Origin of the sequence: Brooklawnia sp. (genome assembly GCF_049651565.1) — a bacterium.
Taxonomy (GTDB): domain Bacteria; phylum Actinomycetota; class Actinomycetes; order Propionibacteriales; family Propionibacteriaceae; genus Brooklawnia.
In genome coordinates, this window is sequence record NZ_JBASCI010000109.1 from 1 (window position 1) to 15,502 (window position 15,502).

The following is a 15,502-nucleotide window of genomic DNA, read 5'->3' on the forward strand; positions in this document are numbered from 1 at the left end:
GGGCGGCAAGCAGCGGTTCGGTCGCCTCCGGCGTCCAGTCGGTCGGACTGACCCCGGTGCCGCCGGTGGTGAAGACAAGCCGGCAGCCCGCCGAAACGGCGTCCCGGATGGCCGCCTGGACCGGCTCGATGCCGTCGGGCACCACCGCCACCCGGTCGACCCGGACCCCCATGCCGGTCAGCAGGTCACGGGCCAGCGGCCCGGAGACATCCGCCCGTTGCCCGGCCGCGCAGCGGTCGGAAACGGTGATGACCCGGCCGGTGATGGTGGTCATGCGCCGAGTTGCGGGCTGGTCACCGAGGGCGGCACATTGGCGCCCTGACCCTGCTCGCGGAGCGCGGCGCGGACCTTCTCGGTGGCGGCCCGCAGCTCATCGGGGGTCGCGTCCTTGCGCGCGTTGGCAAAGCTGAGTTGTCCCTCGCCCCAGGCGGGCAGCACGTGGAGGTGCAGGTGGGGCACCTCGAAGCCGGCGATGATCATGGCTGCCCGGGGGGCGGCGAAGGCCTGTTCCTGGGCGCGTCCGACGATCTTGGCGACCCGCACCAGGTGGGCCAGCAGGTCGTCGTCGGCCTGGGTGAACGACGCCACCTCGGCGCGCGGCACCACGAGCAGGTGTCCCTCGCTGATCGGCTCGATCGTCGCGAAGGCCACGCACCGGTCGTCGGCCCAGGCGAACAGTCCCGAGAACTCACCACTGATGATCTTTGTGAACACGGAGGCCATGCCTCATCGTTGCACGGCCTGGACGTCCGACGGAGAGTAGGCCCGACAGTGGGCCATCGGCTCACCCCTAGGGGTGGGACGCCTGTGGACATGTGCAAACGCCTGTGGATAATCAGCAGGAACCGACGCTGAGCCTGTGGGCAGCGCGAGGGAAACGATCATTCTGCCGGCCAGGCAGCGGCAACTAGACCGTTCCCGCGTATCCGAATCCTTGGGCCCAGGCGGGTTCCCGCGGGCCGTCGGTGATCATCGAGGTGTCATCGGCCAGCGTGCCGATCACGTGCGCCGAGGCCTTGCCGTTGACCTCGAGAGCGACCTGATTGACGTTGTCGAAGGTGCCGGCGGCGGAGTGGTAGTTGGGGTCGTACTCCTGACCGGCCTGACCGCCGAAGATCGCCTGCTCGTCGGCCGACTTGGCGTCCCCGGCGCCGGTGAACAGACCACCAACCGGCACCCCGGAGGGCATGAAGGCGGCATGGTCGGAGCTGCTGCCCACCTCGACCGGCAGCCACGGTTGTCCGATCGAGTCGAACCAGGCGGTGTAGATGGCCTCGATGTCACCCGAACCAGCCGGCAGGCCCTCGTCCGGGAAGTCGGAGCCGTCGCCGTCGTAGACCCCGATCACGTAGTTCGGGGAGGCGATCATGTCGACGTTGACATAGGCTGCCAGCCGCTCGATGGCCTGCGGATCGTCGGCGACGCGGGTGTTCACCCAGTGCAGCGAGCCCAGCAGGCCCAACTCCTCACCGCCCCACCAGACCAGCCGCACCTTGTTGCGGGGCGGGTCGGGCCGGGCGGCGAGCTGGACCGCCGTCTCCAGCAGGACGACCGACCCGGATCCGTTGTCGTTCATGCCGGGCCCGTCCGGGACGCTGTCCAGGTGCGCACCGGCCATCAGCAGGTTCTGGTCGTCGCCACCGCGGGTCTCGGCGACCAGGTTGAAGGTGTCCCACGACTCGATGCGTTGCTCGAAGGAGAACCTCAGTTGCAGCTCACCGGCCATCAGCCGGGCTCGCAGCCGGTCGCCCTCCGACCGGGTGACGCCGGTCATCGGGACGAACTCGGGACGCATCCCGTTCAGCGTCCCGTACAGCCCGCCCTCCTGGTGATTGGTGACGATCACCATGCTGGCGCCGGCTGCCGCCGCGACCCGGTTCATCTGCTCGAAGCTGCAACCGCCGCGGGTCACCAGCGCGAACTGGCCGGCCACCGATTCGTCCCAGTCGGACGCGCTGCAACCGTCGCCGTCGACCGGCTCGACCAACCGGCCGCTGATCCCCTCGGCCGGGGTGCCGGGCGAGAACGACAGCGGGATCTGGTTGACCACCCGATCGTCGGTGGCCAGCTCGGATCGACCGGGGTGCGGGACCTGGATGGTGAAGCCCTCGCGCCGGACGTCGTAGAAGCCGGTGGCTGCCAGCTCCTCCTCGATGTACTGGGCGGCCGCCTCGAAGCCCTGACTGCCCGGGGACCGGTTCCCGTCGGCGGCCCCCGTTATCCGTTCCAGTTCGCGCAGGCGTTCGGTCAGAACCCCGCCGGAAACCGCATCCGCCAGCGAACCGGCGTTGACTGGCTGGCCCGTCGTGGGTGTGGGGCTCGGGGCTACCGAAACGGTTGGGGTGTTGGCGCTGCCGGGGTCGAACGCCCCGCAACCGAGCAGCAGCAGCGCTGCGGTGGCCGCGCCGGCGGCCCGAACAAGCGACTGCCGGTCACGCATCGGGCCCCCTGTCTGGATCGTCGCGGTCCAGAGTAGCCGGGCCGGGATAGGGTGGGGCCATGAAGCGTCCCATGCAGGTGATCCTGACCGGCATCGTGCTGGTCATCGGGGTGTTCGCGGTGCGCAACCGGATGCGGGCCAGGGCCGAGGCCGACTTGTGGGCCGAGGCCACCGACCAACTGTGAGCCGGGTCAATCCTGGCCGACCGACTCCACCCGTTCACCGGCCGGCCAGGCCAGCCGCAACGTATGTTCGGTGCCATGCACGACGACCTCGTCCGGGTTCCTGGGCGCCTGCACCGATGGTGAGCCGTACCTCGGGTAGTCGGGGCGCACCGGGCTGCCGTTGACCTGGAACTCACCGCGCCACTGCAGGTCGTACCAGACGTACGGGCTGACCAGCGACAGCCTGCCGGCGGCCAGGGTCAGCTGATACTGCTTGAGCTCGTGCAGGAACTCCGACATTGAGGAGAACTCCTCCTCGTCGCCGAGCAGCACCGCATAGCCGGTCTCCAGGCCGCGCTGGACGATCTCTGTCTCGCTGATCTGCTCGAAGCCGTGGCTGGCCAGGATGCCGATGAAGGACTTGCGGCGCCGGCCCGCCACCCAGTTGGTGCCCAGCCGGGTCTGGTCGAACAGTACGAATGGGAAGTGGATGTGCACCAGTTCCTTGCGGCGTCCTTCGAACATGCCCCTGCGCTGGCGCAGGTCGTACAACGCCAGCAGCACGTTGTAGTGCTGGGCGATGTCGGGGTTGATTCCGTTGCCCACCCAGTGGTCTGGGCTCGGCGAGCGGCCCTCCGGGGCTAGCTGGGTGCTGCCCGGGTGGTTGCCGAAGACCTCGATCCCGCCGGGCAGGGACGCGTGCCACAGGTGCTGCTGGTCGCCGAAACCACCGGGCTGATAGTGCTGGACGCTGCTCAGCAGGTAGTTTCCGGTGGACAGGGTTTGCACGTTGGCCCGATGCAGCGCTGCCCCGCTGGTGATCGGGTTCAGTGCCTTCAAGGCCGGCCGCAGCGCCCGCACGGGTAGCCGGCTGAACCGCTGCAGGGGCGCGAACGTCCGGTGCTCGCGCAGATCGAGCGCGCGCATCGCGCGCATCGTCTCAACGATGGTGGCCGGGGTGGTGATGGCCTGCATGCCCCACCAGAACCGCACCACCTCCAGCATCTGCAACCGGGGGAACTGCGGGTGGCGGCGCAGCTCGCGGCGCACCTCCACGTCGTCCAGCCCCATCGAACTGAACACCAGCCGCAGCGGCTGCTCCCTGGCCAGTTCGCGGATGGCCGCCGGCACCTGGTAGCGCTCCCGGACGATGAACAGGCTGGCCAGTTCGTCGCAGTCGAGTTCTGGCGGGACGTCACCGAACGCGGACGCGATGATCGGCGCCATCTCGGACTTCTCGGGGTGCATGACCTGCTCGGCGTGCGCGCGTCCCATGCTGGGTGCGAACCGGCCCCGGAAGCTGTGCAGGGCAACATCGATAAGCGCCAGGTCGATCACCATCGACGCCCGCCTGGCCAGCACCTCGTCGTCGGTGTGGTCGACCAGCATCGCCAGCGCCGCCAAGTCGAAGGCCAGGTAGGTGTTCGACAGCCACTCGCTGAACCCGAACCGGAACCGGTCGGACAGCCACAGCATCAACCGGCCGTGCGCGGCCCGCTTGTGGCGCAGCCCCACGCGGCCGTCGTTGGTGAAGGTCTGGTCGATGAAGAGCTGCCCGGCCAGGTACTCCGCGACCGCCACGGTGACCTGGTGGTTCTCGGTCCACAACGACATGGAGTCGGTGCCCGGTTCGAGCAGCGAGTAGCGGAAGCCGAGCACCGACCTGGTGGCCCGCTGGCGCAGCTCCTCGGGCATCTCGCAGGTCATCAGGCACTTCAGCAGCAGCAGGACGCGGTGGTCGGCCAGGTAGAGCCGGGCGTCCACGAAGTCGGTGAGCCGGCGGATGTAGTTCTGGTCGAGTCCTTGCGTGCCGAACTCAGGCCACGGCGTGGTCTCGCGTTCTCCGACATCTTTGACGGTCATTGAGCTTGGTCTCCGGGCTCTCCATGGGGGCTCCGTAGCACCGTAGCACTGGCCTCCGACAACGTCACCAGCCGCAGGGGGGTACTCCCCGCCGCCGCGGGGCTTGCTGCGCCTACATTTGAGGAATGGACATCGGACCCGATCCGCTGGCGGAGGAGTTGATCGACGACGAACCGGTCGACGACACGACCTCCGTGGTGAACTGGTTCGACGTCGCGGTGGCCGTGGTACTGACGGTGTGCACCGCTTTCTGGGGCGACCTGCTGGGCCGCGGCCCGCAGCGTCCCGACTACCTGGCCTCGGTGATCACGTCGATCGGGTTGACGATGCCGTTGGCGCTGCGCCGCAGCCACCCGTTGCTGATGACCGGGTTGATGAGCGTGGCCGGCATGGCCCAGGCGTTCCTGGTCAGCACCCCTACCTGGGCGCTGGTCGCGGTGCCGATCGCGTGTTACTCGGTCGCCCGCTGGGTGGCTGGCTACAGCTCCCGGCTGGTGGTGGTCTCCGGCGGGCTCGGTTCGATCGTCGGGCCGCTGCGCTGGACGACGGTTGGCCCGGCCGACCTGGGGGATTCGGAGATGCTGCCGATCGTCGGGCCGCTGATCGCGCTGTGCCTGGCCTGGGTGGTGATCCCCTACCTGCTGGGACGCCGTGACCGGGAGGCGGTGATCGCCCGCCACGTGCGCGAGAGCGTCGCCCGCGAGCAGTACCAGACCGAGCTGACCAAGCGTGACCAGTTGTCCCGGGCCGCCGAGACCAAGGTGCGCAACGAGATCGCCCGTGAGCTGCACGACGTGGTCGCCCACTCCCTGAGCGTCATCATCGTGCAGGCCAGCGGCGGCAAGGCGCTCGCCCGCAAGCAGCCGGAGGCCGCCGCCGAGGTGCTGGAGACGATCGCCCAGACCGGACGCGAGGCGCTGGGCGAGATGCGGCGCATCGTCGGCGTCCTGCGGGCCGACCCGGACGCCACCGACGTCGCTGAGTACAGCCCGGCGCCAGGGCTGGCGGACATTCCGGCGATGGTCGCCAAGGCCGGCGATCGGGTCCAGTTGTCGATCTCGGGAGTGCAGCCCACGGTCAGCCCGGCGCTCGGGGTGACGGTGTTCCGGGTGGTGCAGGAGGGCCTGACCAACTTCCTCAAGCACGCCGGGCCGGAGGCGCACGCGACCGTGGCGCTGATCTACCAGCCGGGCATGATCAGCGTCGAGGTGGCTGACGACGGTCAGTCCGGGGACGACGGGGCAGGCGGCGAACGGCAGGTCGGCACCGGCTACGGGCTGAAGGGCATGCGGGAGCGGGTGAGCGCGATGGGCGGGCAACTGACCGCACGTCCGCTCGATGGTGGCGGCTGGGTGGTGCGGGCTTTGTTGCCGACTACCGGCACCGGGCCGTCCACCACGACGGCGATCGGCAAGAATAGTGCCGAGCACGGCCGGCGTGCCGATCAGCAGAAGGTGGACGAAGATGCCTGAACCCTTGACTGTTTTTCTTGCGGACGATCAGTCCCTGGTGCGGAGCGGCTTCCGGATGCTGATCGACGCCGAGGACGACATGATGGTGGTCGGTGAGGCCACCAACGGGCTGGGCGCGGTCACAGCGCTGACTGCCCGGCCGGCCGACGTGGTGCTGATGGACATCCGGATGCCCGAGATGGATGGGGTCGAGGCGACCCGCCGGATCGTGGCCGCAGGGTTGCCGACCCGGGTACTGGTGCTGACCACCTTCGACCTCGACGAGTACGTCTTCGCGGCGTTGAAGGCCGGGGCGTCCGGGTTCATGCTGAAGGACGCCCGGCCCGACGATCTGCTGAGCGCGATCCGCGCGGTCGCCGCCGGGGACGCGGTGGTTGCCCCGAGCGCCACCAGGCGGCTGCTGGAACACGTGGTGCCGCGGCTGCCCGAGGTGCCCGGGCGCGACGACTCCCGCCTGGACGTGCTGACTGACCGGGAACGCGAGGTGCTGGTCGAGATCGCCCGCGGGGCGACCAACTCCGAGATCGCCGCCAACCTGTTCATGGCCGAGGGCACCGTCAAGACCCACGTCGGACGGCTGCTCAGCAAGCTGAACGCCCGCGACCGGGTCGGCCTGGTGCTGATCGCCTTCGAGACCGGCCTGGTCGACTGATGCCGGCTCACCGGTCCTCGCGGCAGGATCGGCGACGGCCACTCACTGGCCGGTCTAGGCCGTGAGCAGTCGCGGATTGTCGCTGTACCTGGCCAGCGCATCCGGGTCCAGTTGCACGCCGAGGCCGGGTTCGCTGGGAATGTCGAGCAGCCCGTCGACCAGCTGCCAGCCGTGGGTGGTCAGCCCGTCGACGTAGGGCGACCCAGTTATGTACTCGATCCGGTCGACGTCGGGCAGCGCGGCTGCCAGCTGCAGGTCGGTGGCCAACCCGACCGCGGTGTTCCAGCCGTGCGGGATCACCCGCAGGCCACGGTCGTGCGCCCGCCAGGCCACCGCCACCAGTTCACCGATGCCGCCGCACTTGGTGACATCGGGCTGCAGGATGTCCAGCGCCCCGCGCTGGATCCATGGCTCGAACCCCTGTCGGCGGGTCAGCACCTCACCGCCGCTGATCGGCACCGGCGAGTGCTCGCGCAGCAGCACGAAGTCGTCGATGCAATCCGGGCGCAGCGCCTCCTCGAACCAGACCACCTGGTAGTCGGCGAGCATCCGTGCGGTGTTGAGGGCCCAGCGGTAGCCGTTCGCCCAGGCGGTGTCGCTGCCCCCGGCGTCCACCATCAACTCGGCGTCGTCGCCGATGGCCTGCCGGGCGGCGGCCACGATCTGTTCGTCCAGCCGGGCCGAGACCCGGCCGAACGGACCCCAGCCGATCTTGAACGAGCGGAAGCCCTGCTCACGCAGCCCGGTCAGGTGGTCGCGCAGCCGGTCCGGTTCGTCCATCAGCAGGGACGCGTAGGGACGCACCCGCTCGCGGTAGCGCCCGCCCAGCAGCCGGGAGACCGGCTGGCCGGCCTGCTGGCCGAACAGGTCCCACAGCGCCTGGTCGAGCCCGGAAATGGTGTGGGTGATCGAGCCGCCGCGGCCCTGCCAGAAGGTGGCCCGGTGCATGCGCTCGGTCAGCCGGCCCGGCTCCACCTGCTCACCGACCAGCTGCGGCGAGAGCACCTCCAGTGAGCCGCGCACCAGGGTGGCGCTGGTGAAGACGCTGCCCACCCCGACCCGACCGGCATCGGTGTGGATGGCGACCAACGTGTGGACGTTGTCGTCGGCCTGCAGTTCGTCCTGCCAGCCGCCGGCGGGGGTGCCGCCGCGCAGCCCAGCCGCCTCGATTCTGGTGATTCGCATGGGTCCTGATGTTCCTTCCGCTGGTTCGCCACCGGGTCGCTGGTGGCGTTGAAACGTCATAGTGTTGTGCCATGGTTGCACAGCGTGTCGCCCTCATGGGCCCGGGGAAGATGGGTGCCCCGATGGGGCTCAACCTGATCAAGGCAGGCCACCAGCTCAGCGTGTGGGCTCGACGGCCGGAATCGGCGGCCGCGCTCGTCCAGGCGGGGGCCAGTTTCCAGCCGGTGCCCCGCGAACTGGCCGGCAACGACGTGATCATCGACATGCTGCAGGACCTAAGCCAGCTCGAACCGCTGCTCGACGGCCCGGACGGACTGCTCGCGGGGGTCAGCGCACCCACCGTGCTGGTGGTCAGCTCGACGGTGGCGCCCGAGGACGTCCGCGCGCTGGCCCAGCGGGTCGGGCCGGCTACCGGTGGTCTGCTGCGGGTGGTGGACGCGCCGGTCAGCGGCGGCGAGGCGGGCGCCCAGGCCGGCACCCTGTCGATCATGGTCGGCGGCGACGACGACGCGGTGGCCAGGGCGATCCCGGTGCTCCAGGCGTGCGGGACCCCGGTGCACTGCGGCCCGCTGGGGGCCGGAGAGGTGGTGAAAGCCTGCAACCAGATGATCGTCGGCATCACGATGGCGGCACTGTCGGAGGCGGCCCTGATCGCCGAGGGCGCCGGGGTCGACGTCGACCTGATGTTCGGCATGCTGTCGAAGGGCTGGGGCGGCAGCGCGGTGCTGAACGCCAAGCGCGCCAAGGTGGTCAACCGCGACTACAGCAACACCGGCGCGGCGAAGTTCATGGTGAAGGACCTGAAGATCGCCCTGTCCGAGGCCGCCCAGGCGTCCCGGAGGCTGCCGCTGAGCAGCCAGGCGCTGGAGATCTACCGGGGGCTGGTCGAGGCCGGCCTCGGGGACGACGACCTGGCCGTCGTCCACAAGTACCTGGCGCAGAACACCACGCGCTAGCGCAACTCGTTACCGGTCTCCAGCGCGTCCCGGATGGCGCTCAACTCCTCCAGCGCCTGCCGGCGCACCCGCGCGGTCGCCTTGTCGATCTGCAGCGAGGTGCTGATCGAGAAGTCCTGGGCGAACTTGCCCACCCGGTGCACCAGCATGCCCAGCCCCAGCACGTTCGGGTGGGTCTCGCCCTCGTCGACGGCATAGCCGTCGGCCCGGGTGCGCTGGATCTTGGCCATCAACTGCGGCAAGCTCGCGGTTGACCTGCGCGTCCACTGCGGGAAGGACTGCTTGTCGGGATAGAGCTGGGCGATCTCGCCATCACCCAGTTGGGCGAGCAGCACCGTGCCGGCGGCGGTGATGGACGCCGGGAAGCGGTCGCCGACTCCGGCAGTGACCGGCAGGGGCTGGCGTCCGGTGTGCCGGGCGATGTAGGTGACGTCGCGCCCGGCGAGCAGGCCGAGGTGTCCGATCTCGCCGCGCAGCATCGGGGAGGCCGCTATCCGGCGCTTGAAGTCGCTGACCACGTCGACGCCCCGCAGGAACCCGCCGGCCGGGGCGAGCACCCCGATGTCGAGTTCGTAGACGTTGTCGGTGCGGCTGACCATGCCGGCCTCCTCCAGCGACAGCATGATCGACAGCGTCGACGACTTGGCCAGCCCCAGCTCGGACGCAATCTGGGTGAGCGACCAGCCGTCGGGGCGGCTGGCCATCAGGTTGAGGATGGCCGCCGCGCGGGACACCGAGGGTGAACCACGCGGCGGCACACTTACCGGATTCTGCCCGGCCATTGGGGGTCACCAGGCTTTCGCGACCGGAGGGGGCGGGTTAAGCCTGCGCCCCGCCGGAGAGGGCAACCAGAACCTTGCCGGAAGCCTGGGAGTCCTTGGCGGCGGAGAACGCGTCCAGGGCCTGGTCGACGCGCAGCACGTGGGTGATCACCTTGGCGACGTCCGGTGCGGCGGCGATCATCTCGATGGCCTCGTCCACCTCGTTGTCGAAGCGGAAGGTGCCCACCCAGGTCAGCTCCTTCTGGCTGAGCGCGGCGAGCTCGACCGACACCGGTGTGCCGGGGAACATGCCGATCTGGGCGACGCGTCCGCGCGGCCGGGCTGCCTTGAGGCAGGCCGACACCGCCGCCGGGGCGGCCGAGCACTCGAGGACGATGTCGTAGCTGTTCTCGGGCAACTGCTCGTTGGCCACGTTGATCACCTCGTCGGCACCGACCTGCCGGGCACGTTCCAGCGGGCCGTCCAGCACGTCGGTGCAGGTCAGGTGCCCGGCACCGCGCTGCCTGGCGGCGAATGCTGCCAGCAGCCCGATCGGGCCGGACCCCGACACCAGCACCCTGGCGCCGGTCAGGTCACCGATCATGTTGATGCCGTGCAGTCCGACGGCCAGCGGTTCGACCAGCGCTGCGGTGCGGGTGGAGACCCCCTCGGGCAGCAGCCGGATCATGTCGCGGTTGACCAGGATGTACTCGGCCATCGCGCCCTGGGTGTGCGGCCAGGTTGACGCGCTGCCCAGGTAGGAGCCGCCCGGCCGCAGGTGCCGAAGGTTCTCCATGCCCGGCTGGTCGGGGCCGAAGGTGGCCGGGTGCAGCGTGATCGGGGTGCCCGGCTGCCACTCGCCCTCAGGGTCGAGGTCGATGTGGCCGGACATCTCGTGGCCGGGAATCAGCGGTTCCCGGACCACGAAGGTGCCGTTGGCGCCGTGGTAGTAGTAGTGCAGGTCGGAGCCGCAGATGCCGACGTAGTCGACGGCGACGCGGACCTGACCCGGGCCCGGTTCGGGAACCGGCACCTCAGCAATCTCCAGGTCTTGCTTGCCCTTGATGTAAACGGCCTTCATGGAACTCATCTCCTTGTGGTTGGCCGGCGCCGGGCGCTATGCGCCGTAGATCAGGCCGGCGGCCCTCGGCAACGCGAGCGACAGCTCTGGCACGTACTGGATGAACAGCAGCATCACGATCAGCGCGCCGAAGAATGGCAGCAGCGGGACGATGACCTCTTCGACCTTCTTGCCGGCGACCCGCGCACCGACGAACAGCACCGGGGCTGATGGTGGCGAGATGACTGCGATACACATGTTGAAGATCATCATCATGCCGAGGTGCACCGGGTGGATGCCGTACTGCACCGCGATCGGCAGGAAGATCGGGGTGAAGATCAGCACTGCCGGGGTGGCGTCCAGCGGGATACCGATGACCAGCAGGATCACCATCATGATCAGCAGGAAGACCACCGGCGACTCGGTGATGGAGGTCAGCCAGTTGCCGATCAGGTTCGGGATGCCGGAGAACGTCATGGCGTAGCTCATGATCGACGACAGGCCGATCAGGAAGATCACCACCGAGCTGGTCCGGGTGGCCGACAGCAGGATGCGCGGCAGATCCTTCACACCGATCGTCCGGTAGATGAACGACAGCGCCAAGGCGTAGAGCACCGCGACCCCCGCACCTTCCGTCGGGGTGAAGATCGCCGAGAACAGACCGGGAATACCGACGATGCCGACGATTACCACGACGATCAGACCAAGGCTGGGCAGCGCGCGCCACAGCGAAACCAGTAACTCGTTGAACTTGGGGAAGCCGGCACCCTTAAGCTCGGGACGCTTGCGCGCATAGAAATAGATCAGCACCATGCAGGTCAGGCCCCACAGGATGCCCGGGACATACCCGGCGAGGAACAACGCGCCCACCGAGGCCTGGGAGACCAGCGCGTAGACGATTGAGGTATTGGAGGGCGGGATCATCATGCCCGAGGGGGCTGACGCCACGTTGACCGCGGCGGCGAAGCCCATGTCGTAGCCCTCCTTCTCCTCCTCCGGGGCCATGATCGCGCCGACGGCGGACGCACCGGCCAGCGCGGAACCGGAGATGGCGCCGAAGAGCATGTTGGCCAGCGCGTTGGTCTGGGCCGGCGCGCCTGGCATCGGCCCGGTCAACGATTTCGCCAACCCAATCAATCGGGACGCGATACCGCCCTGGTTCATGATGGCGCCCGCCAATACGAATAGTGGGATGGCCAATAGGGCGAAGGAGTCGATGCCGTTGTAGATTTTCTGGGCCGAGGTGAACACACCCGATTCGTGGCCCATCAGGATAACCAGGCAGATGGCCGACGGCAGGCCGATGGAGATTGACACCGACACGCCGATGGCCATCAGGCCGAACATCCCGACTACCAGGATGAGGCCAACAAGTCCAGCTTCGTTCATGTCAGATGCCCTCTTCCTGCAAGGTTGAGATGTCGATGTCTTCTTCGCTCACGACCTTCACCTCACTGGTCACTGCCTTGATGATGTGCAGGATCGAGTAGATGGTGATCAAGGCGCCGCTGATCGGCAGGATCATGTAGAGCATGCCCTGCTGGAACGGCAGCAGCTCGACGGTCTGGTCCATCGCGGAGTTCGACAGCAGCGACCCGCCGTAGATCATCACCCAGACGGCGAAGAAGGCCACGATGCTGTGGGCCAGCACCTCGAAGACCTTGACGACCGCCGCAGGGAACTTGCGAACCAGGAAGTCGATGGCCACGTCGTCGTTCTCGCCGATGACGTAGGCAGCGCCGATGATGCCCTGCCAGATGAAGATGATTCGGGCCATGGCCTCGGTCCACGCGTTGCCGCCGACGGTGAACCGGGCGGTGATCTGGAATGCGATCAGCAGGACCAGCAGGGCGAACAGGATGATGCAGAACCAGCGGAGAGTTGCGTCAAGCACACCGCGGAGGACCTTTAGGGCTTTCATTTGAGCCTCTATTTTTGTCGTTGACGTGACGGCTGATGACCGGACCGACCGGCCCCCAGAATCATATCCCGGGGGCCGGTGGCTACGGTTGTCAGCTGGCAGGATTGGCCGCGTTGGCTTCCTGGATGGCCTGGTAGAGGGTCTGCCGAACCTCGTTCTCGTTGACCGTTTCCTCGATGAGCGGCTGGACGCGGGCCCGGAAGGCCTCGACGTCGACGTCATCATTGAACTGGGCACCGATGGACTCAGAGTTCGCCTTCGACTCCTGGATGAAGTCCTGGAAGCCGTCGTCAGCCATCTGCTGAATCTCGGGGACCAGGTCGAGCAGAGCCTGGCGGTCCTCCTCGGACATCGACTCGAGAGCCTTGGTGCTGATCAGCAGGTAGTCCGGGATCATCAGGTGGCGAGTGTAGGAGTAGTACTTGGCGACCTCGTCATGCTTGAGGGCGTTGTACACGGTCTCGTTGTTCTCGGCACCGTCGAGGACGCCGGTCTGCAGCGCGGAGTAGACGTCACCCTGGCCCATCGGGGAGGCGACGGCACCCATCAGCTCGATCATCCGCACCTGGGAGTCGGACTGCTGGACACGGATCTTCATGCCATCCAGGTCCTCCGGAGTCTGGACCGGGCCCTTGCTGTTGTAGACGTTGCGGACGCCGGCGAACAGGGCCGCGAGCACCGTGATGCTCTTCGACTCCTCGATCGAGGTGAACAGGTCGGCGTTGAGCTCCTCATCGCGGAAGATCTCACGCTGGGCCTCTTGCGAGGCGAACATGTAAGGCAGGTTGTAGACGGCGAAGTCCTTGTTGAAGCCCTCCATGACCGGACCGCCGACGTACATCAGCTCGACGGTGCCGTTGGACAGGTTCTGGATGACGTCGGACTGGGTGCCGAGCTGCTCGTTCGGGTAGACCCGGATCGAGTAGCGGCCGTCGGTGGCCTCTTCGAGGCGCTTGCCGAACTCGACGCCTGCCTTGTACTGCGGGTGCTGGTCGGTCTGGTTGAACGCGAGCTTGAACTCGCGGGTCTCACCGCTGCCGGCGTCGGCCGAGCCGTCTCCGCTGGCCGCACCACCGCCGCCGCCGCCACACGCGGCCAGACCGAGCGAAACGAGACCGACCACGCCGGTCAGGATCACCTTGGACAACTTCATTCGCGTACCTCCTTGGTACTGAACCTTGCGAGCTGACGAGACTCGCGTTCCTGTCGTCGCCACCTGGCGCCGAGTCGGACCCCGTTATCTCGACTTGTGCGTCAAACCGAACACGGTTCAGTTTGATGACTGGACTATAGGAAGTGCCGCGATTGGGGGTCAAGGAGGGACGGCAACCGTGCAACAACGGTGACCTGATTGTGACCTTAGGTGCCCGGAGGGGGTCGGCGCTGACCTTTTCGTGCCCTGTGACACAACAGGTCCGGGCCCCCGATCTGGGGACCCGGACCTGGGTTGCCAGCGGTCAGCTGGCTGGGTTGGCGGCGTTCGCCTCCTGCACGCGCTCGTACAGGGTCTTGCGGACGTCGTTCTCGTTCACTGACTCGTCAACCAGCGGCTGGACGCGCTCCTTGAACGCGGCGATGTCGACGTCGTCATTGAACTGCGCGCCGATCGAGGTGGCGTGGTCGATGGATGCCTGGGTGAAGGCGGCGAAGCCATCGTTGGCGACCTTCTGGATCTCGGGCAGCAGGTCCATCAGGGCCTGGCGGTCCTCCTCCGACATCTCGTCGAGCGCCTTGGTGCTCATCAACAGGTAGTCGGGAATGATCAGGTGACGGGTGTACGAGTAGTACTTGGCGACCTCGCTGTGCTTCAGCGCGTCCCAAGTGACTTCGTTGTTCTCGGCACCGTCGAGGACGCCGGTCTGCAGCGCGGAGTAGGTCTCACCGTTGTTCATCGGGGACGCCACGGCGCCCATGAGCTCGATCATCCGGACCTGGGAGTCGGACTGCTGGACCCGGATCTTCATACCGGACAGGTCCTCGGGGGTGCGGATCGGCTTCTCAGCGTTGTAGACGTTCCGGACGCCGGCGTTGACGCCGGCCAGGACGGTGATCGACTGGCTGTCCTCGATCGAGGTGAACAGCGGCTCGAGAGCCTCTTGGTCGGACAGCACGTCGAGCTGGGCCGCGGTGGAATCGAAGACGTAGGGCAGGTTGAACACGACGAAGTCCTTGTTGAAGCTCTCCAGGACCGGGCCGCCGACCCACATCAGTTCGACGGTGCCGTCGGACAGGTTCTGGATGACGTCGGCCTGGCCGCCGAGCTGCTCGTTCGGGTACACCTGAACCGAGTAGCGGCCGTCGGTGGCCTCCTCGAGCTTCTTGCCGAGTTCGACGCCGGCCGCGTACTGCGGGTGCTGCTCGGTCTGGTTGAACGCCAGCTTGAAGACCTTCTGGTCGGCGCTGCCCGCGTCGCCGGAGGCGTCGCCACTGGACGAGCCGCCGCCGCAGGCCGCGAGGCTGAGCGCGACCAGCCCGGCGGCACCGGTGATGAATACCTTCGATAGCTTCATTGGTTGGTACCTCCTGTTGGATCCCGCGGGATCTATCGGAGCGCCAGGGCTCCTGGGTGTGGGTTCGGCGACGAGGTTCGAGCGCCGTGGGAGTTGAGCTGTCACCACTTCGTCGTGACTTGGTGTGACGCCTGCAGCCTAGGAAGAGGCTCAATCGGGGGTCAAGAAAGGCGTGGCAATCGCAATGCAACAGTGACCATTTTGTGACCTTTACCGCCGCAAGTCGATCTCTCCGCTTGTCGGGCCGAGTAACCATCCGGGTCGACCAGCCAATTCGGCCGTTTTGTGCCGCTCACCAGCAACAAGTTGCCTAAGTATTTCTTGGCGGAGCGAAAGATGACGTACATTTTGCTCATAAGCCCAGGGGGTTGTTGGGGGTGACCAGCAGCCCCCTGGTGCGTCCTCCAGGCTCGGTCAATCCGGCTCTTCACACTTCCGGTGGGGGTGGCGGGGTGAGTCCGCCGCCGATGAGGAGCATGCGTAGCCGGTAGTTGTCTCGGTTGCGGAAGCCGCGGGCG

15 protein-coding genes are annotated in these 15,502 nt (G+C 67.5%); 4 read left to right on the forward strand and 11 right to left on the reverse strand.

What is annotated here, in order from left to right; genetic code table 11:
- From WBL05_RS04910 to WBL05_RS04920, 3 genes are all read right to left on the reverse strand, one after another.
- Window positions 1-274, reverse strand: a 274-nt coding sequence (locus tag WBL05_RS04910) for a MogA/MoaB family molybdenum cofactor biosynthesis protein (protein WP_424224133.1), incomplete at its 3' end; no start/stop codon positions are given.
- Window positions 271-723: an HIT family protein gene (locus tag WBL05_RS04915; RefSeq protein ID WP_424224134.1), complete on the reverse strand. Its 453-nt coding sequence runs from the start codon at window positions 721-723 to the stop codon at window positions 271-273. The genes WBL05_RS04910 and WBL05_RS04915, both read right to left, overlap by 4 nt.
- 184 nt (window positions 724-907) lie before the next feature.
- On the reverse strand, window positions 908-2,440 hold the full coding sequence (locus WBL05_RS04920; protein WP_424224135.1) for a M28 family peptidase: 1,533 nt from the start codon (window positions 2,438-2,440) through the stop codon (window positions 908-910).
- A gap of 59 nt (window positions 2,441-2,499) precedes the next feature.
- Between WBL05_RS04920 and WBL05_RS04925 the strand changes: the two genes are divergently transcribed.
- Window positions 2,500-2,625, forward strand: a complete 126-nt coding sequence (locus tag WBL05_RS04925; RefSeq protein WP_424224137.1) for a DLW-39 family protein — start codon at window positions 2,500-2,502, stop codon at window positions 2,623-2,625.
- A 6-nt stretch (window positions 2,626-2,631) separates the two neighbouring features.
- Here WBL05_RS04925 and WBL05_RS04930 read toward each other — a convergent pair whose 3' ends face one another.
- Complete coding sequence (locus tag WBL05_RS04930) at window positions 2,632-4,467, reverse strand: hypothetical protein (protein WP_424224138.1); 1,836 nt, start codon at window positions 4,465-4,467, stop codon at window positions 2,632-2,634.
- A 125-nt stretch (window positions 4,468-4,592) separates the two neighbouring features.
- Here WBL05_RS04930 and WBL05_RS04935 point away from each other — a divergent pair, with 125 nt between their 5' ends.
- Both WBL05_RS04935 and WBL05_RS04940 read left to right on the forward strand, forming a co-directional pair.
- Window positions 4,593-5,939, forward strand: a complete 1,347-nt coding sequence (locus WBL05_RS04935; protein WP_424224139.1) for a sensor histidine kinase — start codon at window positions 4,593-4,595, stop codon at window positions 5,937-5,939.
- On the forward strand, window positions 5,932-6,591 hold the full coding sequence (locus tag WBL05_RS04940; RefSeq protein WP_424224141.1) for a response regulator: 660 nt from the start codon (window positions 5,932-5,934) through the stop codon (window positions 6,589-6,591). The genes WBL05_RS04935 and WBL05_RS04940 overlap by 8 nt, the downstream gene beginning before the upstream one ends.
- Before the next feature lie 54 nt (window positions 6,592-6,645).
- Here WBL05_RS04940 and WBL05_RS04945 read toward each other — a convergent pair whose 3' ends face one another.
- Window positions 6,646-7,776 carry a mandelate racemase/muconate lactonizing enzyme family protein gene (locus WBL05_RS04945; RefSeq protein ID WP_424224143.1) on the reverse strand — a complete coding sequence of 377 codons (1,131 nt, stop codon included), beginning with the start codon at window positions 7,774-7,776 and terminating at the stop codon, window positions 6,646-6,648.
- Between the two features lie 71 nt (window positions 7,777-7,847).
- Here WBL05_RS04945 and WBL05_RS04950 point away from each other — a divergent pair, with 71 nt between their 5' ends.
- Window positions 7,848-8,732 (forward strand): NAD(P)-dependent oxidoreductase, encoded by an 885-nt coding sequence (locus WBL05_RS04950; RefSeq protein ID WP_424224145.1) that lies wholly within the window; start codon window positions 7,848-7,850, stop codon window positions 8,730-8,732.
- On the opposite strand, the gene WBL05_RS04955 is transcribed toward WBL05_RS04950, so the two are convergent.
- The 6 genes from WBL05_RS04955 to WBL05_RS04980 form a co-directional block, all read right to left on the reverse strand.
- Window positions 8,729-9,514, reverse strand: coding sequence for an IclR family transcriptional regulator (locus WBL05_RS04955; RefSeq protein WP_424224147.1), 786 nt, complete (start codon window positions 9,512-9,514; stop codon window positions 8,729-8,731). The genes WBL05_RS04950 and WBL05_RS04955 overlap by 4 nt on opposite strands.
- Before the next feature lie 37 nt (window positions 9,515-9,551).
- The gene (locus WBL05_RS04960) at window positions 9,552-10,574 is read right to left on the reverse strand and encodes an L-idonate 5-dehydrogenase (protein ID WP_424224149.1); all 1,023 of its coding nucleotides are present in this window, start codon (window positions 10,572-10,574) and stop codon (window positions 9,552-9,554) included.
- A gap of 36 nt (window positions 10,575-10,610) precedes the next feature.
- A complete protein-coding gene (locus tag WBL05_RS04965; RefSeq protein ID WP_424224151.1) occupies window positions 10,611-11,942 on the reverse strand; it encodes a TRAP transporter large permease in 1,332 nt (443 codons plus the stop codon).
- Between the two features lies 1 nt (window position 11,943).
- Complete coding sequence (locus WBL05_RS04970; protein ID WP_424224153.1) at window positions 11,944-12,447, reverse strand: TRAP transporter small permease; 504 nt, start codon at window positions 12,445-12,447, stop codon at window positions 11,944-11,946.
- A 118-nt stretch (window positions 12,448-12,565) separates the two neighbouring features.
- Window positions 12,566-13,627: a TRAP transporter substrate-binding protein gene (locus WBL05_RS04975; RefSeq protein WP_424224155.1), complete on the reverse strand. Its 1,062-nt coding sequence runs from the start codon at window positions 13,625-13,627 to the stop codon at window positions 12,566-12,568.
- 304 nt (window positions 13,628-13,931) lie between these two features.
- Window positions 13,932-14,984 (reverse strand): TRAP transporter substrate-binding protein, encoded by a 1,053-nt coding sequence (locus WBL05_RS04980; protein WP_424224156.1) that lies wholly within the window; start codon window positions 14,982-14,984, stop codon window positions 13,932-13,934.
- Window positions 14,985-15,502: the final 518 nt, after the last annotated feature.

Coding starts and splice junctions, on each gene's coding strand:
- WBL05_RS04945 (WP_424224143.1), bottom strand. CDS start 7,776: ATGCGAATCACCAGAATCGAGGCGGCTGGGCTGCGCGGCGGCACCCCC.
- WBL05_RS04925 (WP_424224137.1), top strand. CDS start 2,500: ATGAAGCGTCCCATGCAGGTGATCCTGACCGGCATCGTGCTGGTCATC.
- WBL05_RS04950 (WP_424224145.1), top strand. CDS start 7,848: ATGGTTGCACAGCGTGTCGCCCTCATGGGCCCGGGGAAGATGGGTGCC.
- WBL05_RS04965 (WP_424224151.1), bottom strand. CDS start 11,942: ATGAACGAAGCTGGACTTGTTGGCCTCATCCTGGTAGTCGGGATGTTC.
- WBL05_RS04935 (WP_424224139.1), top strand. CDS start 4,593: ATGGACATCGGACCCGATCCGCTGGCGGAGGAGTTGATCGACGACGAA.
- WBL05_RS04930 (WP_424224138.1), bottom strand. CDS start 4,467: ATGACCGTCAAAGATGTCGGAGAACGCGAGACCACGCCGTGGCCTGAG.
- WBL05_RS04955 (WP_424224147.1), bottom strand. CDS start 9,514: ATGGCCGGGCAGAATCCGGTAAGTGTGCCGCCGCGTGGTTCACCCTCG.
- WBL05_RS04920 (WP_424224135.1), bottom strand. CDS start 2,440: ATGCGTGACCGGCAGTCGCTTGTTCGGGCCGCCGGCGCGGCCACCGCA.
- WBL05_RS04960 (WP_424224149.1), bottom strand. CDS start 10,574: ATGAAGGCCGTTTACATCAAGGGCAAGCAAGACCTGGAGATTGCTGAG.
- WBL05_RS04975 (WP_424224155.1), bottom strand. CDS start 13,627: ATGAAGTTGTCCAAGGTGATCCTGACCGGCGTGGTCGGTCTCGTTTCG.
- WBL05_RS04940 (WP_424224141.1), top strand. CDS start 5,932: ATGCCTGAACCCTTGACTGTTTTTCTTGCGGACGATCAGTCCCTGGTG.
- WBL05_RS04915 (WP_424224134.1), bottom strand. CDS start 723: ATGGCCTCCGTGTTCACAAAGATCATCAGTGGTGAGTTCTCGGGACTG.
- WBL05_RS04980 (WP_424224156.1), bottom strand. CDS start 14,984: ATGAAGCTATCGAAGGTATTCATCACCGGTGCCGCCGGGCTGGTCGCG.